The sequence below is a fragment of the Flavobacterium plurextorum genome (genome assembly GCF_002217395.1).
In the GTDB taxonomy this organism is placed as follows: Bacteria; Bacteroidota; Bacteroidia; order Flavobacteriales; family Flavobacteriaceae; genus Flavobacterium; species Flavobacterium plurextorum.
Genome location: NZ_MUHD01000040.1, coordinates 1 through 26,916, shown reverse-complemented (window position 1 = coordinate 26,916; position 26,916 = coordinate 1). Strand labels below are relative to the sequence as shown.

17 protein-coding genes are annotated in these 26,916 nt (G+C 33.5%); 8 read left to right on the top strand and 9 right to left on the bottom strand.

The genetic code is table 11. From position 1 onward, the window contains the following. The 3 genes from B0A81_RS19005 to B0A81_RS18995 form a co-directional block, all read right to left on the bottom strand. Positions 1 to 604: hypothetical protein (locus B0A81_RS19005; RefSeq protein ID WP_133063646.1), on the bottom strand; the 604-nt coding region annotated here is incomplete at its 3' end. 3 nt (positions 605 to 607) lie between these two features. Beyond that, positions 608 to 3,148, bottom strand: a complete 2,541-nt coding sequence (locus B0A81_RS19000) for a C40 family peptidase (protein WP_089059465.1) — start codon at positions 3,146 to 3,148, stop codon at positions 608 to 610. A gap of 283 nt (positions 3,149 to 3,431) precedes the next feature. Then, a complete protein-coding gene (locus B0A81_RS18995; RefSeq protein WP_089059464.1) occupies positions 3,432 to 3,665 on the bottom strand; it encodes a hypothetical protein in 234 nt (77 codons plus the stop codon). Positions 3,666 to 4,236: 571 nt separating this feature from the next. Here B0A81_RS18995 and B0A81_RS18990 point away from each other — a divergent pair. Next, positions 4,237 to 7,143, top strand: coding sequence for an FAD-binding and (Fe-S)-binding domain-containing protein (locus tag B0A81_RS18990; protein WP_089059463.1), 2,907 nt, complete (start codon positions 4,237 to 4,239; stop codon positions 7,141 to 7,143). Positions 7,144 to 7,637: 494 nt separating this feature from the next. Here the strand turns inward: B0A81_RS18990 and B0A81_RS18985 are convergent, their stop codons facing one another. Next, positions 7,638 to 9,797, bottom strand: coding sequence for a S9 family peptidase (locus B0A81_RS18985; protein ID WP_089059462.1), 2,160 nt, complete (start codon positions 9,795 to 9,797; stop codon positions 7,638 to 7,640). Positions 9,798 to 10,271: 474 nt separating this feature from the next. Here B0A81_RS18985 and B0A81_RS18980 point away from each other — a divergent pair, with 474 nt between their 5' ends. Then, on the top strand, positions 10,272 to 12,203 hold the full coding sequence (locus tag B0A81_RS18980) for an amino acid permease (RefSeq protein WP_089059461.1): 1,932 nt from the start codon (positions 10,272 to 10,274) through the stop codon (positions 12,201 to 12,203). 149 nt (positions 12,204 to 12,352) lie between these two features. Next, positions 12,353 to 13,447: a DUF695 domain-containing protein gene (locus B0A81_RS18975; RefSeq protein WP_089059460.1), complete on the top strand. Its 1,095-nt coding sequence runs from the start codon at positions 12,353 to 12,355 to the stop codon at positions 13,445 to 13,447. A 165-nt stretch (positions 13,448 to 13,612) separates the two neighbouring features. Here B0A81_RS18975 and B0A81_RS18970 read toward each other — a convergent pair whose 3' ends face one another. Beyond that, positions 13,613 to 14,815 carry an aminotransferase class I/II-fold pyridoxal phosphate-dependent enzyme gene (locus B0A81_RS18970; protein ID WP_089059459.1) on the bottom strand — a complete coding sequence of 401 codons (1,203 nt, stop codon included), beginning with the start codon at positions 14,813 to 14,815 and terminating at the stop codon, positions 13,613 to 13,615. A gap of 364 nt (positions 14,816 to 15,179) precedes the next feature. Between B0A81_RS18970 and B0A81_RS18965 the strand changes: the two genes are divergently transcribed. Then, positions 15,180 to 15,638: an Lrp/AsnC family transcriptional regulator gene (locus tag B0A81_RS18965; protein ID WP_089059458.1), complete on the top strand. Its 459-nt coding sequence runs from the start codon at positions 15,180 to 15,182 to the stop codon at positions 15,636 to 15,638. A 382-nt stretch (positions 15,639 to 16,020) separates the two neighbouring features. Continuing rightward, on the top strand, positions 16,021 to 17,424 hold the full coding sequence (gene lpdA / locus B0A81_RS18960) for a dihydrolipoyl dehydrogenase (RefSeq protein ID WP_089059457.1): 1,404 nt from the start codon (positions 16,021 to 16,023) through the stop codon (positions 17,422 to 17,424). Between the two features lie 54 nt (positions 17,425 to 17,478). On the opposite strand, the gene B0A81_RS18955 is transcribed toward lpdA, so the two are convergent. The 3 genes from B0A81_RS18955 to B0A81_RS18945 all read right to left on the bottom strand — a co-directional run bounded on the left by B0A81_RS18955 (position 17,479) and on the right by B0A81_RS18945 (position 20,192). Beyond that, the gene (locus B0A81_RS18955) at positions 17,479 to 18,132 is read right to left on the bottom strand and encodes a hypothetical protein (protein ID WP_089059456.1); all 654 of its coding nucleotides are present in this window, start codon (positions 18,130 to 18,132) and stop codon (positions 17,479 to 17,481) included. A gap of 581 nt (positions 18,133 to 18,713) precedes the next feature. After that, the gene (locus B0A81_RS18950; RefSeq protein ID WP_089054599.1) at positions 18,714 to 19,088 is read right to left on the bottom strand and encodes a DoxX family membrane protein; all 375 of its coding nucleotides are present in this window, start codon (positions 19,086 to 19,088) and stop codon (positions 18,714 to 18,716) included. Positions 19,089 to 19,298: 210 nt separating this feature from the next. Next, entirely contained in the window at positions 19,299 to 20,192 is an 894-nt protein-coding gene (locus B0A81_RS18945; protein WP_089059455.1) for a DUF4349 domain-containing protein, read from the bottom strand. A gap of 268 nt (positions 20,193 to 20,460) precedes the next feature. Between B0A81_RS18945 and B0A81_RS18940 the strand changes: the two genes are divergently transcribed. The 3 genes from B0A81_RS18940 to B0A81_RS18930 all read left to right on the top strand — a co-directional run bounded on the left by B0A81_RS18940 (position 20,461) and on the right by B0A81_RS18930 (position 25,386). Beyond that, positions 20,461 to 21,747, top strand: a complete 1,287-nt coding sequence (locus B0A81_RS18940) for an anthranilate synthase component I family protein (RefSeq protein WP_089059466.1) — start codon at positions 20,461 to 20,463, stop codon at positions 21,745 to 21,747. A gap of 226 nt (positions 21,748 to 21,973) precedes the next feature. Then, positions 21,974 to 23,284 (top strand): tRNA lysidine(34) synthetase TilS, encoded by a 1,311-nt coding sequence (gene tilS / locus B0A81_RS18935; protein WP_089059454.1) that lies wholly within the window; start codon positions 21,974 to 21,976, stop codon positions 23,282 to 23,284. After that, positions 23,284 to 25,386, top strand: a complete 2,103-nt coding sequence (locus B0A81_RS18930; RefSeq protein ID WP_089059453.1) for a protein-disulfide reductase DsbD family protein — start codon at positions 23,284 to 23,286, stop codon at positions 25,384 to 25,386. Before tilS ends, B0A81_RS18930 begins: the two co-directional genes overlap by 1 nt. Before the next feature lie 133 nt (positions 25,387 to 25,519). Here the strand turns inward: B0A81_RS18930 and B0A81_RS18925 are convergent, their stop codons facing one another. Further along, on the bottom strand, positions 25,520 to 26,836 hold the full coding sequence (locus tag B0A81_RS18925) for an ammonium transporter (protein ID WP_089059452.1): 1,317 nt from the start codon (positions 26,834 to 26,836) through the stop codon (positions 25,520 to 25,522). Between the last annotated feature and the right edge of the window lie 80 nt (positions 26,837 to 26,916).

Genomic DNA, 26,916 nt, shown 5'->3' with positions numbered 1-26,916 from the left:
GTTTAGCTAAATCTGGAATATCTTTCCATTTAGTTAAATATATTTTTTCAGTACCTCCATCTTTAATTATTTCTGTAGGAAACTCATCTTCTTTAACAGCAATTTCTTTATATTCTTTTTGATAATCTACAATTTCAGGTAATGAGAATAAATTAACAATCATTTGATACTCTATACTTATATAGATATCTTTTCTAAAACCATCTGGATCGTAATAATTTATGCTCGGTGGTTTAGAACATTTGTCAAAAGAATTTATATAGAAAATATCATTATAATGTGGAATGCTTCCAAATATGTTTTTAACCTTATTAATAAAAATGTCTTTATCTGTGATTTTATATCCATTATTAATTAATATTTTTTTTAAAGGATTAAAAGTTACATCTAAATCACTTTTATCATATTTATAATATGCATAATCTGTATCATAATAACTGCTATAGCCACCAGCTTTTAATTGTCTCTCTAGTATTTTCTCAATTTCCTTATTATTCTGCATGATTGATTTTTTATTTATTTCAGTATTATTAATTAGAGAATCATTTTGTTTATTATTACATGAAAACATGCAAAACATTAGAGTAATTAAAATTATTTTCATTTTTTATCTGGTTGATTTACTATTATTTATTGCATCTATATCATAAAGAGGAAGCTTCTTTTCTTCATCTTGCACAACATATTTTTTTGGTTTCATAATATATAATACATCACTTTTTGGCATAGATCCCATACAAATTTTTTGACCTCCGGAAATTTTAGAGCCTTGATTCCCTCCTAAATTCACATAATCTCCTTTTGCATTTACACCAATAATAAATACAACATGTGAATGACTTTTTATTACAGCAACTGCACCAACAAACGCATCTGTTATTTCTCCATTTGGCCATCCATCTTTACCTGAGCCAGCAATATAGGAATTACCTTCTGGCCCCCAATCTCTAGCTCCCATCGCTCCTTTAGAATTTGTGTCTTTATAGTTCTCCGTATAATTAAAACACCAATTTACAAAAGAAGCACACCACGCATCCTTATAATCGCTATTATATCCTGTTTCTTTAAAGTATTCTTTTATTTTTTCTTTTAAGGGGCTATCTTCTTCTTTTATTCCTTTATATTTTTCATATTCCTCCCAAGCTACTTTCATCCACGGGGCTAATTCTCCTTTTGTTTCTATTTTTTCATCAATAGTATCGTCGCAATTACCAGTGAATAGTTGTTTTGCTCCAGGTATATAATGCTCATTCCGTAAGACATAATCTATCTCTTTGATTGTAGTTTTTCCTCCTATAGTACCATATCGTTCTTCAAACACTTGTCTAGTATAAACCCATCTTTTCCTTTTTACCTTTTCATCTTTTTCTGTCATAAAAGTTGGATTTGAAGCATACCCGTATTTTGTAACCCATGGTTCTATTGTGATGTTTATATCTCTTTGTTTTTTACTAGTACTGCTTCCATCCCCGTCAGGTACACTTATACTTTCATCAAAAACGGTATAATCTGGCTGATCTCCTTTACCGACATCTGCAGGTTTTATAACCTGAAGATAAAAATCTACAATAGTCTTCATTTTATCTTTGTTTTGCTTAAGGTATTTTTCAACGTAGTCCATCTGCTTTATGAACGTCATTTTCTCTAATGCTTCATAAGTAGTTCCTATATTTTGAGCTGTTGTAGCACTAAATTGTATTAAACCAACATATTTAGTACCCCTTGCACTAACTCCTTTTTTTGAAGGAGAAAAAGTATTAATAGTTTCAAGGTGCATGATAGCCATCAATTCACTCGCTTTGTCTTTCTTTTTATCTTCTCCCCAAATATTCGCACAAACTTCCAGAACTTTTTTACGTTCGTCACAAGTTAATTTATTGCTCCAGTAAAAATTATTTTCTTTACATGCACAAGCACCTTTCTCCCCCTTCTTAACATCCTTAGCATCATCAACCTTCAAAACCTTATTCGTTTTTTCCACAGGATCTGGCTTAAAAACTTTAGCATCAACATTAACAACTGCGCTTTTACTAAAGTCGTGTGTCTGCAGAACTTCGATTTCAGCAAATAGTTCCTGCTCGTTTCCTTCTGCCCAATTATCTCCGCCTAAACTTCTAGGTATTGAGTCTAATGATACAACTATTGCATGAAGATCTGACTGTATCGTGAAGTTATGGGTAAAAAGAAGATCATTGCTAAGCAAATCTTCATCATGCAATGTAAGACGAACTTCTTTTCCAACTAACCCCGTTGAATTTATCCAAACTTTAATTTGTTTTTCTTTAAACTTACCTTTTATTTTATAACCAGAGGTGTCAGTAAGATTCACTGAATTGATCTTACTTTTTACAGCTTTAGGAGTTTCAGAGGTTTTTGTTTTGGGCTGCTGTACTGGCGCATTACTTTTAACAGGCTCTTTTTTAGGAGTTGTCTTAGCTTTGTAAGGTGCTGTCGGTGCTTCTAGTGCATTGATATTTACATTATTGCTTGGCACTTTTTCCAGATTTAATTGCGCAGTTACATAATATTCGTGGACATCGTCATTTTCTGGACCATTTTTCGTTGCAATTTTTGCAAAGCTCGGCTTTAAGAGAAAATCAATATCTGCAATCCCATCTCTTACAATTCCAGATTTTGTTTCAATAAAGTTTGTTTCATTGGCCTTATTATGGCCTGTTCTCTTTACATCATCTTCCCAAAGCGTAACATATATTCTGCGTTTCTCCATATGTAGGCAGTGCACACGTGCTTTAACCGTTTGTCCGTAAGATAAACGTCCTTCTATTTTTTTTCCGCTTTTATCTAATAATCTTACATCATCAATTTTTGGTTTAGATGGAAGAGGTTTTATATCGAGCCAGGCTGTTTCATCTCCTTTTATTGCTGCAATGCGAATACCTGCTCTGGTTAAGCTTCCGTGACGAAACTTATAAGTTACTAGATTTCCCGTTTTATCATTTTCTTTTGTTTTACGCCATTTGCCAAACTCTAACACATAAACTTCCCATTTAATTTGATGCTGCACAGGAGCAGTTTTTAGACCGAAATTTGAGTCCGCAGCAATCTTAGGATACAGATTGTTTACCGTATAATGTTCTACCTCTCCGACAATAGGATTAGTATTTCCAACTATTTTAAAATCTGACATTTTATATTTTTAAAGTAAGTAAAATCTTGTATTTTGCGAATATAATTATTTTTATTAAAACATATAAAATTCTTACATTTTTTAACTTTAATAAAAAATCTTAATTTAGAAGTGATTTACTAAGTTCTAATGGGATGGGAAACTTTTTGCCCCACTCGTGATAACTATTCTGACTGGAGCAAAAGATTTGAAGGACAGGAGGTATTAATATCTAAACAAATAGCAATAAAAAAACCTCGATCTTATAAATCGAGGTTTTCTGTTTTTAAGCTAATTAAAAACTTTACTCCAAATCCAAATAAGGATTTAAAGTTTCTGCTAATTCATTGAGCCAGTATAAACCGTCTCTTAATTTGGTAATTTCGTTTTGAAGCGATTCATGTTCGCTCATAACACCTAATGCAAGTGTAAAATTTACCTGCCTTAGTGTTTTAGCCATTTCTTCGGGTTCGATTCTGTCGTTGAAAAAATTCAAAAGCCTGATTTCGGTTTCTCTTGAAATTGTGTTTGTACTCATAATGTTGTAGTTTTAGAGATAAAAAACCCTTGCAAAGTAGTGTTTCTAACGCCTACAACAGCGTTTGCAGTCGTTTCCGATACCGCACACATAATACAAGGGCAAAATCTTATTTCGTTCTTAATGTTGTAGTTTAAGAGTTGTAAATGTATCGAAAAAAAACAACAAAAAGTAAGAAAATTAATATATTATTTTATTAAAAAGCAAACTGAAAAGTTACAAATTATCTCTAGAAGGTAAATATAAAACGTTATTTCGAGAAAAGATAAACTCAGTGAGATTTTCGGGCAGTTTGTCATTTCGACGAAGGAGAAATCTTCGCAAGAAACTCCACAACAGTATGTAGTCATCGTGTTAAGATTTCTCCTTCGTCGAAATGACAAGATTGGAGAATTTTGTTGCGTACGCTCAAAACGACAATTGAGTTAAAATTCCAATAATTAAACCCCAAATTTCAATTTCAAAAACAAGATCAAAGAAAACCTTTGTCCCGATAGCTGTCGGGATTGTCACTATGCCTCTTTGAACCTTAAAAAAATACCTATTTTTGTAACTCAAAAAGAAAGCAATAATGTCAATAAATAAAGAGTTACAAGAACTAGCAGCATCATTAGAAGGTACACTTTTATATGATGATCTTTATAAAACACTATATTCTACAGATGCTTCGGTGTATAGGATTCGTCCAAATGCGGTGGCTTTGCCTAAAACTACGGAAGATATCAGCAAGTTAATTCGCTTTGCGGCACAGCATAATATTTCGGTTACACCAAGAACGGCGGGAACTTCTTTGGCAGGACAAGCAGTAGGAGATGGAATTGTGGTTGATGTTTCGAAACATTTCACTAAAATTTTAGGTTACGATGCTGAGAAAAAAACGGTTACCGTTCAGCCCGGTGTGATTCGCGATGAGTTGAATTTGTATTTGAAACCATACGGCGTTTTCTTTGCGCCAATTACATCAACTTCAAATCGAGCGATGATTGGCGGAATGGTTGGAAATAATTCATCAGGAACAACATCGATTCGTTATGGTGTTACGCGTGATAAAATTGCGGCCGCTAAAACGATTTTAAGCGATGGATCTGAAGTGACTTTTGGCGAATTGACTTCGACAGAATTTATGGAGAAAACCAAAGGCGACTCTTTAGAAAATAAAATTTACAAAAGTGTTTACGACGAACTTTCGATAAAAGAAAATCAGGAAGAAATTATAAAAGAGTTTCCGAAGCCTGAAATTCACAGACGAAATACAGGTTACGCCGTTGATATTCTGCTAAAATCAGAAATATTTGGCGGAACTGAACCTACAATAAACTTAGGGAAACTACTTTGCGGAAGCGAAGGAACGCTGGCTTTTACAACCGAAATTACTTTAAAAGTTGATGACTTACCGCCGATACATAATATTATGGTTGTCGGGCATTATCACACCATTCAGGAATCGCTGGAATCTGTTGTGGTGGCAATGAAACATCATTTGTACACTTGCGAAATGATCGACGATACGATTTTAGATTGTACGAAAACGAATCGCGAACATATTAAAAACAGATTCTTTTTAGTTGGCGAACCAAAAGCGATTATGCTTTTTGAAGTTGCATCGCACACGCTTGAAGATGCCGAAAATCAGGCGAACGCTTTAATTGCCGATTTAGAGAAACACAATTTTGGATACGCACTCGTAAAAATTTACGGTGCCGATATTGATAAAGCCAACGAACTTAGAAAAGCAGGATTAGGATTATTAGGAAGTATTGTTGGCGATAATAAAGCTGCCGATTCTATCGAAGATACGGCTGTAGAATTAAGCGATTTGCCAGCTTATATTGCAGAGTTTTCGGCAATGATGCTGCGTCACGGACAGGAAGCGATTTATTATGCGCATGCCGGTGCAGGAGAATTGCACTTGCGTCCGGTTTTGAATTTGAAGAAAACATCTGACCTAAAATTATTCAGAACCATTGCGACCGATGTGGCGCATTTGGTAAAAAAATATAGAGGTTCGTTAAGCGGTGAACACGGCGACGGAATTGTACGCGGAGAATTTATTCCGTTTATGATTGGCGATAAAAATTACGAATTGCTGAAAAGAATCAAATTAGCCTTTGACCCGAATTCGGTTTTTAATATCGGAAAGATTGTCAACGCTTTGAAAATGGATGAAAATCATCGAGTAGTTTCGGGCAGAGTAGAACCAGATATTAAAACGTTTCAGGATTTCTCAGACAGTTTAGGAATTTTGCGTGCTGCCGAAAAATGCAACGGTTCTGGTGATTGTCGAAAAATGCCGTCGGCTGGAGGAGCAATGTGTCCGAGTTATCGTGCGACCCGAAATGAAAAAGAAACGACTCGTGCGAGAGCAAATGCTTTGCGCGAATATTTGACATATTCTGAAAAAGAAAACAAATTTGATCAGAAAGAATTATACGAAGTTTTTGAGTTATGTGTAAGCTGTAAAGCCTGCGCGAGCGAATGTCCAAGTAATGTTGACGTTGCAACTCTTAAAGCAGAATTTTTATATCAATATCAAAAAGCAAACGGATTTTCGACCCGAAGTAAGATTTTTGCCAACAATGCAAAATTGAACAAAATGGGAAGTTTGTTTCCGTCGATTACGAATTTTATTTCGAATCAATCGCTGGTAAAAAAATCAATGGGAATTGCGCCAGAAAGACAAGTGCCGCTTTTGGCAAAAAAGACTTTCAGAAAATGGTATGAAAATAACAAATCAAAAAGCACAGATTTTCCAAACGGAAAATTGTATTTGTTTGTAGATGAATTTACCAACTATTATGATGTAAATATTGGTATTGATGCTTTTGAATTATTGACAAAATTAGGTTACGAGGTTTTAATTGCAGATCACGAAGAAAGCGGAAGAACATATCTTTCAAAAGGATTCCTGGAAGAAGCCAAAAAGATAACCGATGTAAATATCAATATTTTCAAGGATTTAATTTCGAGCAGCACGCCTTTAATCGGAATTGAACCTTCGGCAATTTTGACTTTTAGAGATGAATATCTGCGATTGGCATCGGATAAAGAAAATGCGGAACGAATTTCGCAAAATGCATTTACAATCGAGGAATTTTTCAAGAAAGAAATCATCGACGGAAAAATCAGACCTGATTCGTTTTCTGAAGAAACAAAAGAAATTAAAATTCACGGACATTGTCATCAAAAGTCTTTAAGTTCTGTTGAAGCCACTTTTGCGATGCTGAATCTTCCTAAAAATAATACGGTTACGATTTACAACTCGGGCTGCTGCGGAATGGCGGGTTCTTTTGGATATGAAAAAGAGCATTATAAAGTGAGTATGCAAATGGGAGAAGATACTTTGTTTCCAAAAGTTCGAAACACTGCCGAAAATGTAAAAATTGCCGCTGCAGGAACCAGCTGTCGTCATCAAATTTATGACGGGACAAAACGCGAAGCACAACATCCGGTTAGTATTTTGAGAAATTGCTTGAAGTAAAGAGGAAGCCTGAGCGTAAAGAATTACGTAAGGGAACACTAAGAAAAAAAGTATCCCGATAGCTATCGGGATACTTTTTTTTCCGCAGATTAAGCAGATCTATGCAGATTTTACTATTTATAAAGTCAAAAAAAGAAATCTGCTTAATCTGCCAAATCTGCGGGAAAATTATTTTGACACAGATTACAGGATTAAAATTATTTTTTTTCTCATTTTATGTCATTTCGCCGAAGGAGAAATCACAAGCGGAAATCACAAGCGAAAATCTGCAAAGGAAGTCGCTAATCTTTGCCGATGTACTAGTGTGATTTCTCTCCCGAAGCCTCGGGATCGAAATGACAAACTGTGAGTGTTTGTTATTAGTTTTGTTTAAAATGTTCTGTAAAAATCATTTTTAATCGGTGGCAAAAAAAACATAATCTATAAAACGACTAAGCCCCATTATTCCTAAGAATAACAGGGCTGAGAAAATGACAAGTTTAAATCGTTATAAATTATTTGGCGCCAGGAGGGCAATGCTCTTTGATGTACTTTGTAAAAGTATCAGCAAGATGTTTTGTCGTTCCTTCTCCTTCGTCTATACTGTGTGAACGATTTGGATAAATCATCAAATCGAACATTTTATCATATTTCACCAATTCATTAATCAGAACTTCGGCATTTTTATAATGTACATTATCATCGCCTGTTCCGTGAATGTATAGTAAATTTCCTTTCAGGTTTTTAGCATGTGTTACTGGAGAAGCTTTTATGTAAGTTGCTTCGTTTTCGCTTGGCAAGCCCATATATCTTTCCGTGTAAATATTGTCGTAAAAATGCTGATCTGTAACCGCTGCAATCGCAATTCCAGTTTTGTAAATTTCAGGAAACTGAAACATCAAATTCAAAGTTACAGCGCCGCCGCCGCTCCATCCGTGAATAGCAACCCTTTCAGAATCAATAAAGTTCCATTTTAAAACTTCTTTGGCTGCCATAGCTTGATCGTGCGTATTGATGATTCCGATGTTTTTGTAAATCGACTTTCTCCATTTTGTACCTTTCAATACAGGAGTTCCGCGGTTATCCATTGCAATTCCAATATAACCTTCAGGAATTAAAGAGGCAATAAGGGGATAAAAATACGGTTCATCGTTTGCAACAGATGCCATTGGTTCACCATAAACATAAAAAAATACAGGATATTTTTTCGAAGCATCAAAATTCAAGGGTTTAGCCATAACACCATCTATCTCGATTCCATCAACAGTTGTTACCTTAAATTTTTCTAATGAATAATTGCGTTTTGGTGCCGTAAATGAATCTGCAGCTGCAGGAAGTATTTTTTTATGACCAGATAAAGCAACCAAACGCTTGTTGTAATGGCGATTTATATTCGAATTTATGTGTTTAGCATATTTAGCATCAGTCGAAAAACTGTATTCATTTGTGCCTTCAAACTCTTGAGGCGTAACACGTTTTGTTTTCTTTGTGTTTAAATTAGTTTCGTACAAATAACGTTGTGTTGCATCTTTTGGGCTGGCAATAAAATAAACAGATTTTGTTTCTTGATTGTACGCTTTGTAGTAAGCATCGAAATTTTCAGTTGTAACAAGTTCTTTCTTTTTACCATCGCTGCTGATTTTGTAAATATGCATCCAGCCATCAGCATCTGAACTCCAAAGAAACGATTTTCCATTATCGACAAACGTACATGGAAAAGCATCATATTCGCCAGACGAAATATCAAATATATCAATCCAAGAATCTGATTTTTCCTGATAGATTAAATTCGCTGTTCCAGATTTAGTATCACATTTATAAATAGAAGCTTGATTTTGGTTTCTATTTAATTGAACAACCATTACATTTTGATTGCTGATCCATTCCATTCGAACTAAATAATTATTATCAGGCTCGCCAGGAATATTTAGCCAGTTTGTTTGTAAGGAAGCAATATCAATAACACCAATTTTTACAGATGAAGGTTTTTCTCCAGCTTTAGGATATTCTACCGGAATCGTAAACGGATAAAGAGCATCAGTATTATTGATCATTAAATGAAACTTCGTTTTTGAAGCATCTACACGCCAAAATGAAATGCTTTTTCCATCAGGACTCCATCTAAAACCGTCACGAGCAGCAAGTTCTTCCTCATAAACCCAGTCAAAAGTACCATTTATGATTTTATCAGTTCCATCTGTCGTCAAAGGCGTTATTTTTCCAGAATTTAAATTTTCAAGATAAATATTATGCTGCGAAACATAAGCTACATTTTCGTTATCGTTAGAAAACTTAGCAAACATCAACGACGATTTTTCTAAGCTTGTTCCCAGTTGTCTCCCTTTTCCAGTTGTTAAATCAAAATACCAATAATTACCTTTAGTATTTGCTCTCCATACTTTTTTAGAATTGGTAAAAACTAACACTTTTGTTTTGTTTTCATTCCAAACCAAATCCTCAATTTCTCCTGTAAAACCAGAATTTTTTAATTGGTCATCACTTAAAATAATTTTCTTTTGATTCAGCTTGTCAACATCATAAACTGCGACATTATCTTGAGAGTTCACCCAAAAAGAGTGTGAGTTTGGCAGCCAGTTGAGTTGATTGATATTAATATCCTCTTGCGCAAAAACGCTGGAGCAGATTAATAAAAAGAGTAACAGATGTTTCTTCATTATATAGGTGTTTTTAGTTTGTTAATAGTATTGCATTTTGAAGAAGTAAATATAATAAGTATTTCGTCTGACTAGGAATTAACTTATGAACTCTACTTAAATTTAAACATCATTTGAAGAGTATTAATATAAGAACAGAAAAACAGAAACGGCATTACTTTAAATTTTACACTGAAATAAGTTGGGATAAAAATACTATAGGCTTCCCTTCAAAATTTGTATTATATTACTATTTAATAGTCAAATATTATCTTATTTTGGGTTAATATATTATTGTTTTGAGTTTGGTTTAATTGCTTTAAGAAAAAACCTAAATGATTATTTTGATTAAGTTTATTCCTGTTTATTTTGTTTGATTATCTATTGAAGAAAACAAAATCGTTTTATATATTTGAAATCACGATAAAAATTGCATTATTTGCAAAATAAAAGCATAATCACCGCTATAAATTAATTTAAAAAGTAAAACCATATATGGCATTATCAGGTTTATTCCGAAAAAAAACGGTACAAGATATTCTGAAGCAGGTTGCAAAGAACGAATCAGATGGTCATGATGCATTAGGAAAGCATTTGACCACTAGGGATTTAACCGCGTTTGGTATTGCAGCAATTGTAGGAGCAGGTATTTTTAGTACCATAGGAAAAGCCAGTGCAGATGGTGGTCCAGCTGTTATTTTTCTGTTTTTATTTACTGCTTTAGCCTGTAGTTTTGCGGCTTTTGCTTATGCTGAATTTGCCTCAATGGTTCCAGTTTCAGGAAGTGCATATACATACTCATATGTTGCATTTGGTGAAATTATTGCTTGGATAATCGGCTGGGCGTTAATCATGGAATATGCCGTAGGAAACATAACGGTCGCCATATCGTGGAGTGATTATTTTACAGGACTTCTCCAGAGCGGCGGAATTCATTTACCGCAGTGGATTCAGATGGATTATTTAACGGCTTCAAACGGCTTTAAAGATGCCGAAGCTTTAATGCGCGGCGGAAAATCATTCGAAAATTTAAGTACCGCATTGCAAGCTGCACATACAGCTTGGACAACGGCACCAACAATAGGATCATTTCATTTTGTAACCGATATACCTGCTTTATTTATCATTATTTTGATTACTGCATTGGTTTATAGAGGAATGAAAGAGTCTCGTAATGCAAGTAACTTAATGGTAGTTGTAAAACTTTGCGTTGTTCTTTTAGTAATTGCAGTTGGTGCATTCTATGTAGATACAGCAAATTGGGATCCGTTTGCTCCAAATGGAGTTGGAGGTGTATTAAAAGGAGTATCGGCAGTTTTCTTTGCTTATATTGGTTTTGATGCTATTTCTACAACCGCCGAAGAATGTAAAAATCCACAGCGTGATTTACCTCGCGGTATGATGTGGGCAATCATTATTTGTACCATTTTATATATTGCTATTGCTTTAGTTTTAACAGGGATGGTTCGTTATAACGAATTAAATGTTGGAGATCCATTAGCATTTGTTTTCGAAAAATTAGACTTAAAATGGATGTCAGGAATTATTGCAGTAAGTGCAGTAGTTGCAATGGCAAGTGTTTTATTAGTTTTTCAAATGGGTCAGCCTCGTATCTGGATGAGTATGAGCCGTGATGGTTTATTGCCAAAGAAATTCTCTAAAGTTCATCCAAAATTCAAAACTCCATCATTCGCTACAATTGTAACCGGTTTTGTGGTTGCAGTTCCAGCTTTGTTTTTGAACCTGACAATGGTTACTGATTTGTGCAGTATTGGAACTTTGTTTGCCTTTGTATTAGTTTGTGCAGGAGTTTTAGTATTACAGGATAAAACAGATATTCCGAGAGGAAAATTTAAAACACCTTATATCAATGCGAAGTTTATTTTACCATTGGCAATAATTGCAGGACTTTATTATTCTTTTGCTTTTAATAATAAAGCTACAATGGCTTTTATAAAAAATGAAACGCAGATAAACGATGTAACAACAATCATTACATCTTTAGACAAAGGAGAATCTGAAAAAGTATTCAATTACTTAGAAAGTATAGACGTTGATAATAAAACTGCAGAAACCGCAGATTTAGAGCATTTGTTAAGCCAATATCAAGATGATGATGCAAAATATGCTGAGGTTGTAAAAGGACTTCCTATTGCAGATTCTCTAAAATATGAATCAGGACTTAGCTTATTCAAACATAAAATTCCAATGTGGATTTTCCTTTTCGTTTTAGTTGGATTAGCGGTTTGGGCTTTTAGAAAAAATCTGTCTTTAATTCCGCTTTTAGGATTAATCTGCTGTCTTTACATGATGGCTGAATTAAGCGTTTGGAACTGGATTTACTTTACGATTTGGTTATTAATTGGATTGTTGATTTACTTTACTTATAGTAGAAAAAACAGTAAACTGAATACAATAAAGGCATAAATCAAAAGCCTAAAATTAGAAATAAAAACCGTTTTGAATAAAATCTCAAAACGGTTTTTTTATGGCTTTTTTATAAAAATAACCTCCTGTTTACGAAAGTTTTTTCTTAGGTTTGCTGTGTTGTAAAATTTAAATTGTTTTTATTATAAATGAGTTTTTTAAAAAATATATTAGGTAAAAAAGAAACGAAAATAGAATCCTCGAGCGATTTTTGGAACTGGTTTTTAAAACAAGAAAAAGAGTTTTTTAAAATCGTTCAAAACGGAGAAAATATCCATAAAGGCTTCTTTGATAAACTGGCTCCAAAGCTAGAAGAAATTCATTCCGGAATTTATTTTTTGACAGGAATGAGTGACGATCAAACTGCTGAGCTGATTCTAACACCTGACGGCGTACTGCGAAATATTTATGTTATTGAAGAGTTGGTTGAAGCTGCTCCCAAAATTAACGGCTGGAAATTTACTGCACTTAAACCTGCCTGCGATATTAAAGATGTAGGTATTACTTATGAAAATTTCAAATTCAATAAAGACAATTTGAAGTTTTATCCTAACATACATAAAAGCTATCCAGATGAGATAGATTTGACTATAGTTTACGATGATTATATTGAAGAAAAAAAAGCCGCTGTAACAAACGGCGTTCACATTTTTTTAGATAACTATTTAGGCGAAATGCATTCAGTTACTCTAATCGATAATTTAAAAGCTATTGGAAACAGTGACGTTTCAGAAGAATTAATTCCTATTGAAAAATTAAGCGATTATTTGATTTGGAGAGAAAAAGAATTTGTTGAGAAATACGAAGGAATCAGGCATAATACCGATAATGATGGTTACACCAATTTTGAAGGAAAACGCAAAGATGGCGGAATTGTATTGGCTTTGATAAATACAACGCTTTTAAAATGGGATAAAAAAGCATCGCATCCATGGGTTTTTATTCTTGCAATTGAATTTGAAGACTGTGATAACGGAGGATTGCCAGACGGAAAAACCAATAATAGACTAGAAGAAATTGAAGAAGAAATAATAGAGTATCTGCCAGATTACAATGGGTATTTAAACATAGGAAGAGAAACAGCAAACAACAAAAGAGAACTCTTTTTTGCCTGCAAAGATTTTAGAAATCCATCAAAAACGGCAGACGACTTAATAAAAAAGTATAGCGAAGAGTTTAAAATAAATTACGAGCTGTACAAAGACAAATACTGGCAGTCTTTTAAACATTTTGAACAAGATTAAAATAGAAAACCGTTCTGAAAATTTCAGAGCGGTTTTTGTTTTTGCTAGAGCTTGTCGCATATGTTTTTCAGTAATAAAAAAATCCGCTTAGAGAAAAATCTCCAGCGGATTCAAACAAACTAAAAAAAAATCGTGCAAATTTATTTATAAAGAATTGTTTCAAATTTATAAAACCCCAAGTTCAACCATACAAGCTTTCATCATTTCGTAAGTACGCTCAATGTCGTTGTCTAGTCCGATAGAAAAACGAATTAAACCATCAGTCAATCCCATTTCATGTTGTTCCTCTAACGGAATTTCACTTGAAGTTGAAGTTCCCGGTGCACTAAACAGTGTTTTGTAAAAGCCTAAACTTACCGCCAAATAGCCTAAATTTCGAGCCTGCATCAACTCCATTAACTCATTGGCTTTCGCCAAAGAACCAACATCAATTGTCAGCATACCTCCAAAGCCATATTCTGGGTTAATCATTGTTTTGTATAATTCATGACTCGGATGACTTTTTAATCCCGGATAAACCGTTTTTAAACCGTCTTTTTCAAATTGATCTGCAAGAAAATGTGCGTTATGGCTGTGCTGCTTAATTCTAATATGAAGCGTACGCAGGTTTTTCATTACACTTGCAGAACGTAAGCTGTCCATTGTAGGTCCCAAAAGCATGCTTGCGCCAGAATTTACATTTTTCAAAGCATTAATAAATTCTTTAGATGCACAAGTTACGCCGCCAACTGTATCGCTGCTTCCGTTAATGTATTTTGTTAAACTATGAATGACAATATCAGCACCTAATTTTGCTGGTGAAACGGATAATGGCGAAAATGTATTATCGACTACCAATTTCAAATTATGTTTTTTAGCGATTTTAGCCAAACCAGTAATATCAGCCACTTCTAATAACGGATTACTAACCGTTTCACAATATAAAACCTTTGTTTTTGGCGTAATTGCGGCCTCTGCAACATCTAGTTTTGTAATGTCAACAAAGCTCGTTTCAATCCCGAATCTAGGTGTAAAGTTTTTCAAGAATGCGTAAGTTCCGCCATAAATCGTTCTGCTTGAAACAATATGATCACCCGCACCGCAAAGCTGCAAAAGAGTAGGTGTAATGGCTCCCATTCCCGAAGCCGAAACATTTGCCGTTTCCGTACCTTCCATTGCTGCCAAAGCCTGATCTAAATACAAATTACTTGGTGACGAATGACGAGAGTATAAATAACAGCCTTCCATATTGCCTTCAAAAGTATCAAACATGGTTTTTGCCGAAAGAAAAGTATAAGTCGAAGAATCAGAAATCGACGGATTCACGCCTCCAAATTCACCAAAGTATTGTAAATCCTGTATTTTATCTGCTGGGTTAAAGTCTTTCATTTTTAGTTAGTTTCAAGTTTTTAGTTGTTTCAAGTTTCAAGTTGTTTGAACCTAGTGTTAGTTATCAGGAGCTAATCCTGCTCCCGAGGCTTCGGGACGCTATATCTTTTATGATTCTCGGCAGCTATCGGCACTATCATAAAAGGATATCGCTTCTATCAGGGCTAGGGAACTCATTTTCAAAAGAAATTCTGTTCAAAATAAGATCTATTTAGATTATTAATCAATACTTGGGTTTATGTTTAGTTTTTAAAACTATAAAAATGCTTTTAGTGCGATTTTTAATCTAAATTTGATTCGGAAAATATAATTTAGTAGATTTTTTTTCATTTCAATAAGTAACCGTAAACTATAAACTGAAACCATGACTTTAGACGCCGTAGATAAAAAGCTCTTAGTTTTATTGCAAACTGACAGTAAGCAGACCAATAAAGAATTGTCTCTAAAACTTAATCTTTCAGTGACAGCAGTATATGAAAGAATAAAAAAGTTGGAGCGCGAAGGAATCATTAAAAGCTACGCCGCCTTAGTCGATAAATCTAAAATCGAAAAAGGATTTGTAGTTTTCTGTCATTTAAAACTCATTCAGCACACAAAAGAGTTTTTAACTAAATTCGAAAGCGAAGTTATCAAACTCAATGAAGTTCTAGAATGTCACCACGTAAGCGGCGATTACGATTATATCCTGAAAGTATTAGTAAAAGACATGGAAGCGTATCGAGAATTTTTGGTTACAAAACTAACTTCATTACAACACATCGGAAGTACACAAAGTACTTTTATGATTAGTGAAGTAAAGAACTCAACAGTGATTTCTTTTTAAGGAGGTTCAAAGGTTTTTTTTTAAGGGACTTAGGCTCTAAGTTGCTGAGGTTCTTAGTTTTTTGAATTGTCCGCAGCTTCTGCTGGAGGTTTTGTATTAAGAATAGAAGAGGGCTTTAGCCAAACTGATAAAGATTTGGCTAAAGCCTTTTGTCTTAACATTATTCTCCATCCAGCTAAAGCTGGACGCTATTCATTTTTTTATTTTAAATTTTGCGGCTTCGCGACTTTGCGAGATTAAAAAAACAAAAAAACTTTGTGTCTTAGTCGCGATAGTGGAGAAAAGCAAGCCTCAAAATTTCACACAAAAAACATTGAAATTTAAACTTTAAACAAAACTTTATTCCTTAATTTTGTATCGCTAAAAATAAAATAGACAAACTATGAGTTCATTTGACGTAGTCATTATAGGTTCAGGTCCTGGCGGATATGTATCAGCAATTCGTTGCGCACAATTAGGTTTTAAAACTGCAATTGTAGAAAAATATAATTCATTAGGCGGTACTTGCCTTAACGTAGGTTGTATTCCTTCAAAAGCATTATTAGCTTCTTCTCACCATTATGCTGAAATTAAACATTTCGCAGATCACGGAATCGAAGTTTCTGGCGATGTAAAGATCAATTTAGAGAAAATGATCGCCCGTAAACAAGCCGTTGTAGATCAAACTTCAGGTGGTGTGAACTATTTAATGGATAAAAATAAAATTACTGTTTTTAATGGTTTAGGTTCTTTCGTAGATGCAACACATATTTCAGTTGCAAAAGCAGACGGAACATCTGAAACTATTGAAGCAAAATATACTATAATCGCAACTGGTTCTAAACCGTCTTCTTTGCCATTTATCAAAATCGATAAAGAAAGAATCATCACTTCTACTGAAGCTTTGGCTTTAAAAGAAGTTCCTAAACACCTAGTAATTATTGGTGGAGGTGTTATCGGAATCGAGCTTGGACAAGTTTACTTACGTTTAGGAGCTCAGGTTTCTGTAGTTGAATTCATGGATAGAATTATTCCAGGAATGGATAGTTCTCTTTCAAAAGAATTGACTAAAGTGTTGAAAAAACAAGGAATGAAATTCTACGTTTCTCACAAAGTAAAATCAGTAGAAAGAAACGGCGATGCTGTTACAGTTCAAGCTGAAAACGCAAAAGGAGAAACAATCACTCTAGAAGGAGATTACTCATTAGTTTCTGTAGGTCGTCGTCCTTATACTGACGGATTAAACGCAGATAAAGCTGGAGTTAAAATTTCAGACAGAGGACAAGTTGAAGTAAATGATCATTTACAAACTAATGTTCCAAATATCTATGCAATTGGAGATGTTGTTCGTGGAGCAATGTTAGCACACAAAGCAGAGGAAGAAGGAACTATGGTTGCTGAAATCTTAGCAGGTCAAAAACCACATATCGATTATAACTTAATTCCAGGTGTTGTTTATACTTGGCCAGAAGTTGCTGCAGTTGGACAAACGGAAGAGCAATTGAAAGCTGCAGGAATAGCTTACAAATCTGGAAGTTTCCCATTCAAAGCGTTAGGACGTGCAAGAGCAAGTGCTGATTTAGACGGATTTGTAAAAATCCTTGCTGATGAAAAAACAGATGAGGTATTAGGAGTTCACATGATTGGTGCTCGTACAGCTGATTTAATTGCTGAAGCAGTTACTGCAATGGAATTTAAAGCTTCTGCTGAAGATATTTCAAGAATGAGCCATGCGCACCCAACTTTTGCTGAAGCAATAAAAGAAGCAGCATTAGCAGCAACAGATAATAGAGCTTTACACGTATAATTTTTTACGTATAAATTATATTTAAACCGTCAAAATTATTTTTTGACGGTTTTTTTATTGCCTCGTTATTTTAAAAGTATAATAGGTTTCTTTGTTTTTTAAGTAAACACTATAAACACCTTCAGTTTCATTGTAGATTCTGTAAAGATATTTGTCACCTTTAAGGCTTAAATTTTTTCGGGATAGATTATTGCTTTCTATAAACTCTAATTCAAATTCGCAATTGCCTTTTTGTTTAAAATGCAGTTTTGAAAAAGTATCGTCGCTGAATTTTTCAATCCATAACTCATCATTTAAAGTCACTTCTACTTTATTACCGTCATTTTCATAATAATAGTATTGGGCAGCTTTTTCAAAACTATTGCATTGTTCTCTGGAAACATTTTCAATTGGTTTGTCAGATTGCATAGACCAACTGCTTTTTGTTGATTGATTTGGAAAAAGAGCGACAAACTCGTTACAGTTTTTGTGCAGCCTGAAAAATATTTGTTCAAACACTTTTCGCTGAATAATACTGTCTTTAAATTTGGATAAATAAGGAGTAATATGAGAATTATTTATAGTATTGATTCTAATCTCATCGTTTAAGTTCTTATTTTGAACTAATGATTTACAGATCTCAACGTTTAACGAGTCTACAGATTGAATAGATTGAGATTTGGAAATAGAAGTGTAAAATAAGAGAATAAAAAATAGGTAGATTTTCATTTGGATCTGTTAGTTAGTATATCAAATGTAGGTTTTAGTAAGGATATTCTAATAATTCAAAATGGACTTTTTTTATTTTTATTGTATGCATTTTTTAATACCCGAAAAAATATTAAGTGTCAGGAAATTTTTGTAAATTAGAGGTATGATTTTGATAATGTGTTTGTTGTAATGTGTTGTTTGATAAATATATAGAGATGCCTCTCTAAAAAACTAGAATTGTATTTTACTTCATTTTAGAAAACACTTATTGAAGAGAATTGTATATAACTGCCGAAAATTCTCAGAATGATTAAAGTACCATAAAAGTCAATAATGAGGACTATAGTGTCAAAAAAGACAAATGGGAAGAAAGCATCGGGAAAGCCAAGTTTATCAAAAAGGATGATATTGGTATGCTCAGGGTCTCGTTTTTTGGTCCTTTTTATAAAGGTTATACTTTTTTTAAATTAAAATGTGCACTAACAGCCGGCGAAAGTTTAAGGTATAAATATTCTTTCGAGTGAAACTAAAACAGGCTAAAAATAAACCCGGAAGGTTTTTAAATCTTCCGGGTTTATTTTTTTAAGATGAAAAACGAATCAAGGAGTGAAAACAGTTTTATAATTATCCCAGTATCTGTAAATTAAGAATAAATTCCCTAAGAAAAGTAATCCAGCTATTGGCAGGCTTTCAGGAGTTAAAAAATAATTAATAAACAAGATGTTGATGGTAATGGGAAGGATCATAATATTTGCTAAAGTAACAAAGCGGCCGCTTACAAACGAAATTCCGCAAAGCAATTCAACTGTTTTAGCCAATGGAAGCAAGTACGTTGAAGCAACTAACCCCATATTAAACGCCTTAAAGTTGCCAGTCGTTTCTGGCTCTGGAGCCAGCTTAAAGAAAAATGAAATGGAGGCAAACAGCAATAACAGGCCGATTAAAACGCGGACAATAATAGTAGCAATTTTCATAATACTTAAGATTTTAAAAGGTTAAAATGATATAATTTATGTGCTGAAAATGCAAAATTTATATTCCTCAAATAAAGTTGTATGCGTAATAAAATAAGACTTTATTGAAGATTTAATAATTAGTATTATTCTGTTTTTGAGATTAATTTAATGCTATATCAAATATAACGATTTTTTCATTATGAAATTGCTATTTTATTAACACTTTTCTTATTTCTTTCCGTATTTTTTGTAAATAAAGAATCCTGCTATACCGATCAAAATAAATGGCCATAAATTGATAAAGAAAACTAAAATAGACTGCAATATAAACCAGCCGCTTTTCAAGGCATCAATAATCTGAATTCCTAGGTTTGGTTTGTAGTCAGAAGGATCTTTTTCGCTTGCAGTGATTTCTTGTTTTATGGTTTCATTTTGGTATAATTGTAATGTAATTGTACTAAAATTAACTTGATCTTCAAGCGATAAATTTTCAATTGTACTATTGTCATTTTGTTCCTTTTGATTTGCCAATGTGTTTTCGGCATCAATAACATCGTTTATTTTTTTACCCTTAGTATCGATCGCTTTTTCTACCCTTTTTTCGCTTACACCGCTTCTTTTTTGTGAAAGCTTATTGGCTAATAATTTTAATGAAATGTCATCTGCTTTGATTATTCTAAAATCCAAAAAATCGATTTGTTTTGCAATTGTCTTAATTACCGTATCCAGTTGTGTATTAGGAACTCGAATCGTAATATTGTTTTCTACAGAATACTTTGTCGTTTCAAGCGTGCTGTCCTGACTGATTTTGGTTTTAATCTGATCATGAATATTGCTTTGTAAATTCGTATAAGTAACAAAACCGCCAAATTTTTGTGTGGCATTTTCAATTGCATATGTTGATTTGACGACGTTTTTAACTTTGAATTTAATATCTGCCGTTCGGATAAACTTTTGTTTGCTGTTTTTTTGTTCGACCGCTGCCGATGATGAAACAGCAGTGCTGTCTGTTGCCATTTTTAGATCTGCAGATTCTCCAGAAGCATGATCTGCTTTTTTACAAGAAAATAATACTGTGATAATAATCAAGGAAGTCAATCCTAATTTTGCAATTGTTTTCATAAAGGTTATATAATTTGATTAATAAAAATATGGAGTCTGTTCTTCAGACTTTTTTAACTGTAGATTAGAAAATTTTAAAGATTGAAGAAATCTTTATGAATCTTTTAATCTGTATTTTTTCCGAGTAGTTTTTTAATCAAATAGCAAGAAAAGGTTTAATAATTAGCATTAATTCGATATACTAAAAAGTGTGCCATTTTTTTTTGAGGATTCTTTATATCGAAGGATTTTTTTTGTCGTAATTTTGAAACCTAAAATTCATACTTCTTTGAGAGTTTCAATTCATAAACATATTTCCAATCCAGCTCAATTTAAACAACAGCTGATGAGCTGGTCACAGCAGTTTCGTGAGATCGTTTTTCTAGACAGTAATTCGTATCCGCAGGAATATTCAAGCTTTGATTTTATTTTGGCTGTAGATGCCTTTACATCTTTAAAAACCGATTTTCAAAATGCCTTTGATGATTTAAAACAATATCAGCAAACAACGAAAGACTGGCTTTTTGGTTATCTTTCTTATGATTTGAAAAATGATATAGAAGATTTAAAATCGAATAATTTTGATGGATTAAATTTTCCGGATTTGTTTTTCTTTCAACCAAAAAAAATATTTTTATTGAAAGACAATCAGCTCGAAATTCAATATTTAAATCTTTGCGATGATGAAATTGAAGATGATTTTAGCGAGATAGTCGAAAGCCAAAAATCAGAAGTTGAGAGTTCAGCATCTTTAAAAATCGAACAACGCATTTCTAGAGATTCATATGTTGAAAAGGTAAATAAAATGCTGCAGCATATTCATATTGGTGATATGTATGAAGCGAATTTTTGTATGGAATTTTATAGTGAAAATGCCGTTATAAATCCGTTAGAAAAATTTCTAAAACTAAATGAAATTTCGCAGGCGCCATTTTCAGTATTCTTTAAAAATCACAAACAATATCTGCTTTCGGCTTCACCAGAACGATATCTTAAAAAAATAGGAGAGGATATTATTTCTCAGCCGATAAAAGGAACTTCAAAGCGCTTTTTAGATCCAATTGAAGATCAGAAATCAAAAGACTATTTAGAATCTGATGCAAAGGAGCGAGCCGAGAATATTATGATTACAGATTTGGTGCGGAATGATTTATCGCATACCGCACAAAAAGGTTCTGTAAAAGTTACAGAGTTGTGTAAAATATATTCGTTTTTGCAGGTGCATCAAATGATTTCGACGATAACTTCAAAATTAGATGCTCAATATTCACCAGTTGATGTTTTAAAAACGACTTTTCCAATGGGAAGTATGACTGGAGCGCCAAAGATTTCGGTTATGAAAATTATTGAAAATTTGGAAGAAACCAAACGTGGCTTATACAGCGGAGCCGTTGGTTATTTTACACCTGACGGCGATTTTGATTTCAACGTTGTAATTAGAAGTATTTTGTACAATCAAGAGAATAAGTATGTTTCTTTTTCTGTTGGAAGTGCAATAACATCGCTGTCAATCCCTGAAAAAGAATACGAAGAATGTTTGCTCAAAGCTAAAGCAATGCACGAAGTTTTACAATAGAGATATTGCCACGAATTTGCGCGAATTATTTTTTCTTCAATTTTAGAAAAAAATAGAGCCACAGATTAAAGGATTAAAATGATTAAAAAAATCTGTGTAAATCTTTTTAATCTGTGGCGAAATAAAAAAAAGTAATTCGCGGAAATTAGTGTAATTCGAGGCAGAAAAAAACGCGCTTAACATTTCATTTAAAAATAGATCGAATTTAATTTTTTACTTTTATCAAATGTTTTCAAAATTTCAAAATCATATCGTTTCAAGGTTTCCTTTTTTAGCAGAAAAAAAACTTTTTCTTGCTGTGAGCGGCGGTTTAGACAGTATGGTATTATTGCATTTATTGAAACAGCTGCCATATGAAATCGCTGTGCTTCATTGTAATTTTCAGCTTCGCGGATTAGAAAGTTTTGGAGATCAAACTTTTGTTGAAAATTATTGCGATCAAAATAATATTCCCGTTTTTACAACTCAATTTGATACTGAAGCTTTTGCAAAAGATTATAAGTTATCGACACAAGTTGCTGCGCGTGAACTTCGCTACAGCTGGTTTTATGAGCTTTTGGAAGAGAAAGATTTCGATTATATCTTAACAGCACATCATGCCGATGATAATTTGGAAACATTCATAATCAATTTGTCTCGAGGAACTGGACTGGATGGTTTGAGTGGGATTCCAGAGCAAAATGATAAAATTATACGTCCGCTTTTGCCTTTTTCAAGAGAAGAAATTTTGAAATATGCTGAAGAAAATAAGATAGAATGGCGTGAGGACAGCAGTAATGCATCTAATAAATACCTGAGAAATAAAATACGTCATGATTTAGTTCCGATTTTAAAAGAATTAAATCCAAACTTTTTAAATGCTTTTCAGAAAACACAGTCTTATCTGCAGGAATCTCAGGTTATGGTTGAAGATGCTTCGATTATGATTTATCAACAGGTTGCAAAAGAGGCTGGTGATGATATTCATTTCGATTTAAAAAAGCTTAAAAAACTTCCTAACTATAAATCTTATTTGTACCAATGGCTTCATGAATTCGGTTTTTTAGCATGGAATGATATTTATGATTTGGTAAATGGACAGTCTGGTAAACAAGTTTTTTCGGCTGAGTTTAGACTGCTCAAAAACAGGGATACTTTGATTTTGAGTCCTATTTCTGAAATGTCAGAAAAGGAGCAGTTTGAAATTAATGAAAATGAAAAAGAAGTTAATTTTCCCTTAAAGTTAAAGCTTTGTAACGTAGGTCACATAACAATAGATTCAAATAAAGCTATATTTGTGGACGCCGATAAAATCCAATTCCCATTAGTATTACGTAAATGGAATGAAGGAGATGTTTTTCATCCGTTTGGAATGCATGGAAAATCAAAAAAAGTGAGCAAACTTTTTAAAGATGAAAAGTTGTCTCTAATTGAGAAGGAACAAACTTGGATTTTATGTTCCGATGATCAAATAGTCTGGGTTGTTGGAATTAGGCAAGATGAACGTTTTAGAATAAAAAATACCTCAAATAAAATACTTAAAATAGAACTACAATAATGAATTTTACTCAATCTAATCAAGCAGGAATGCTACAAAGTTTCAGGAGCAAATCGATTTTATTTTTACTGTTTTTCATTTTTGCCTTTGCAAAAAGTAATGCTCAAATTTTAGAGCCAGTTAAATGGACTGCAAAAATTGAAAAAAAATCAGGAAACAATGCAGTATTAATTTTTGATGGAACGATCGAAAAAGACTGGCATATGTATTCGCAGTTTACGCCAGATGGCGGACCGCTTGCGCTGGAAATTACGTTTAAAAATCAAAAAGGAAATTACGAATTAGTTGGAAAAGCAAAAGAAGGTAAAACTAAAACGGCTTTTAATGATGTTTTTGGTGTAAATGAAACTTTCTTTGAAGGAAAAGCACATATTGAACAAGAGATAAAAATCATAAACCCAAACTTAAAAACGGTTGATGTAGATTTTGATTTTCAGGTTTGTAAAGAGGTTTGTATCAATTCAAGCAAGAAATTTTCAATTGCAGTGCCTTCAACATTCAAAATGGATGAGGTTCCTGCGGTTGCTGAATCAAAATTGGATGAAACAAAAGTAACAGGAATCGCAGTTGATACGGTAAGTAAAACTGCTGCATCAGAGAAAGTAGAACCGGCTAAAGCTGATACTACAACAGCTAAAGCTGCTGATGATATTCAGAAACCAGCTCCTGCAAGAAGTTTATGGTCAATCTTTTTTATTGCATTTATCTCAGGATTTGCGGCTTTATTGACGCCTTGTGTTTTCCCGATGATTCCAATGACGGTTAGTTTTTTTACCAAACAAAGTAAAAGCAGAGCAAAAGGAATTAGAAATGCCGTTATATATGGACTTTCAATTATTGCAATTTATGTAATTTTAGGATTAATAGTAACTAAGATATTTGGTGCAGATGCTTTAAATGCGTTGTCAACAGATGTATGGTTTAACTTAATTTTCTTTGTAATCCTGATCATTTTTGCTACTTCATTTTTGGGAGCTTTCGAAATTATGCTGCCAAATTCATGGGCAAACAAAGCAGATCAACAAGCTGACAGAGGCGGAATAATTGGAATTTTGTTTATGGCTTTGGCTTTGGCAATTGTATCATTTTCTTGTACTGGACCAATTGTTGGAACTCTATTAGTTGAAGCAGCTTCAAACGGAGGAATTGCTCCAATTGTTGGAATGTTAGGTTTCTCATCAGCTTTAGCTTTGCCATTTATGTTATTTGCTATGTTCCCAGGTTGGTTAAATTCATTACCAAAATCTGGCGGATGGTTAAATACAGTAAAAGTTGTTTTAGGATTCTTAGAATTGGCTTTGGCATTCAAATTTTTATCAAATGCCGACTTGGTTCTACAGTTACACTTTTTAGAAAGAGAAGTTTTTATCGCAATTTGGATTGCTATTTTTGCGGCTTTGACTTTGTACTTATTCGGAAAAATTACTTTACCGCATGATAGTCCGTTACATCATATTTCAGTGGGAAGATTATATTTAGGATTACTTACGCTTGTGTTTACAGTGTATTTAATTCCAGGACTTTGGGGAGCGCCTTTGAAATTAATCAGTGCTTTTCCGCCGCCGCCGCAATATAGTGAAAGTCCATTTGGTGTAGGAGGAAGCTCGGCAGGAGGAAGTAATAGTACAGACGCGGTGAAAGGAATGCCGGAAGGTGCTGAATTAGGACCGCATGGTATTATGGTTTTTCATGATTATGAAGATGGATTGGCGTATGCAAAGTCAATCAATAAACCAATTATGTTAGATTTTACAGGTTATGCTTGCGTAAATTGCCGAAAAATGGAGAATAATGTTTGGTCTGAACCAACGATTCTTCCAATTTTAAAGAATGATGTTGTTTTGATTTCTTTATATGTTGATGATAAACGTGAATTGCCAAAAGAAGAACAATTTGTAACCGCTTCTGGAGATAAAATCATTACAGTTGGTGATAAATGGACCGATTTTATGATTTCAAAATATAAAACTAATACGCAGCCTTTGTATATAATTACAGATTTAGAAGGAAATAATTTAAATCCTTCTAAACCAACAATTAGTTATGTAAGTGCAGATGAGTATTTACATTGGTTAAAAGAAGGAATTTCAAACTTTAAATAGTTTTAAGAATAAAGGAGATATCCTAAAGCTAAAATCTACAGTATTATATAAAGGTATTTAATTCAAACAAAAAGCACTCTAAGTTTAAACTTAGAGTGCTTTTTTATTTAAAGGACAAAGGGGAAATTGATTCTTATAAAAATTCTCCGTGTTGTGAGATATCTAAACCTAATTCTTCTTTCTCTTCAGTAACTCTTAGAGGTGTAATTTTATTTACAATAAAGAATAAAGCGTAAGAAGCAACAAAAGCAAAGATGGATACAACTACTAATGCGGTTAATTGATTGATAAATAAAGTTGGTGTTCCAAAAACTAAACCTTGATTATCTCCAACAGCTGGATTAATAGCTTTTGAAGCAAAAACTCCAGTCAACAACATTCCTACCATACCGCCAACACCGTGACAAGCAAATACATCAAGTGCATCGTCAATTTTTCCTTTAGGGAATTTGCTTACTACAAGATTACTTACAATAGCTGCAAATGCTCCAATAAAGATAGCGTGAGATATACTAACAAAACCAGCAGCAGGTGTAATAGCTACAAGACCAACAACAGCTCCAATACAAGCGCCAAGTGCAGATAATTTGTGCCCTAAAATTTTATCTAAGAAAACCCAAGCCATTGCAGCGGCAGCTGCAGCAACAGTTGTTGTTCCTAAAGCTTGTACAGCTAAACCGTTTGCTCCTAAAGCTGATCCAGCGTTAAAACCAAACCATCCAAACCATAACAAACCAGTTCCTAGCAATACATAAGTAATTCTAGCCGGATTAACTTTTTGAACTTTTCTTTTTCCTAAAAAGATTGCTCCAGCAAGTGCAGCCCATCCTGCACTCATATGTACAACTGTTCCTCCTGCAAAGTCAAGAACTCCCATTTTAAAGAAAATTCCATCAGGATGCCATGTCATATGTGCTAAAGGAGAATATATGAAAATGATAAATAAAACCATGAATAACAAGTAAGCCCAAAAGCGTACACGTTCTGCAAATGCACCAGTAATTAAAGCAGGTGTAATGATTGCAAATTTTGCCTGAAATAATGCGAATAGCATAAACGGAATTGTTGGTGCAAGACTCCATGCTGTGCTCGTTCCAACACCTTCAAAGAATAAGTTGTATGATGGATTTCCAATGATTCCTCCAATTGTAGGACCAAAAGCTAATCCAAAGGCAACAACAACCCATAAAATGGTAACAATTACCATTGCCATAAAACTTTGAAGCATTGTGCTGATAACGTTTTTCTTACCTACCATTCCGCCATAGAAAAATCCTAATCCAGGAGTCATTAACAATACAAACGCAGTTGCAACGATCATCCAGGCAGTATCTCCAGTATCAAACTTTACCGCTTCTGCAGGAATTGGGTTATCTGCTATGATAAAATTTGATATAAAGGTTAGTACTAAAATAGTGATAAGAATCACACTTAAAATAATTTTTCGCATAGTTATTTAGTTTTAAAATTTTTGATAAAAGTATAAAATCATTCAATACCCCATAAAAAAATAGGGTCAAGTGTTTAATT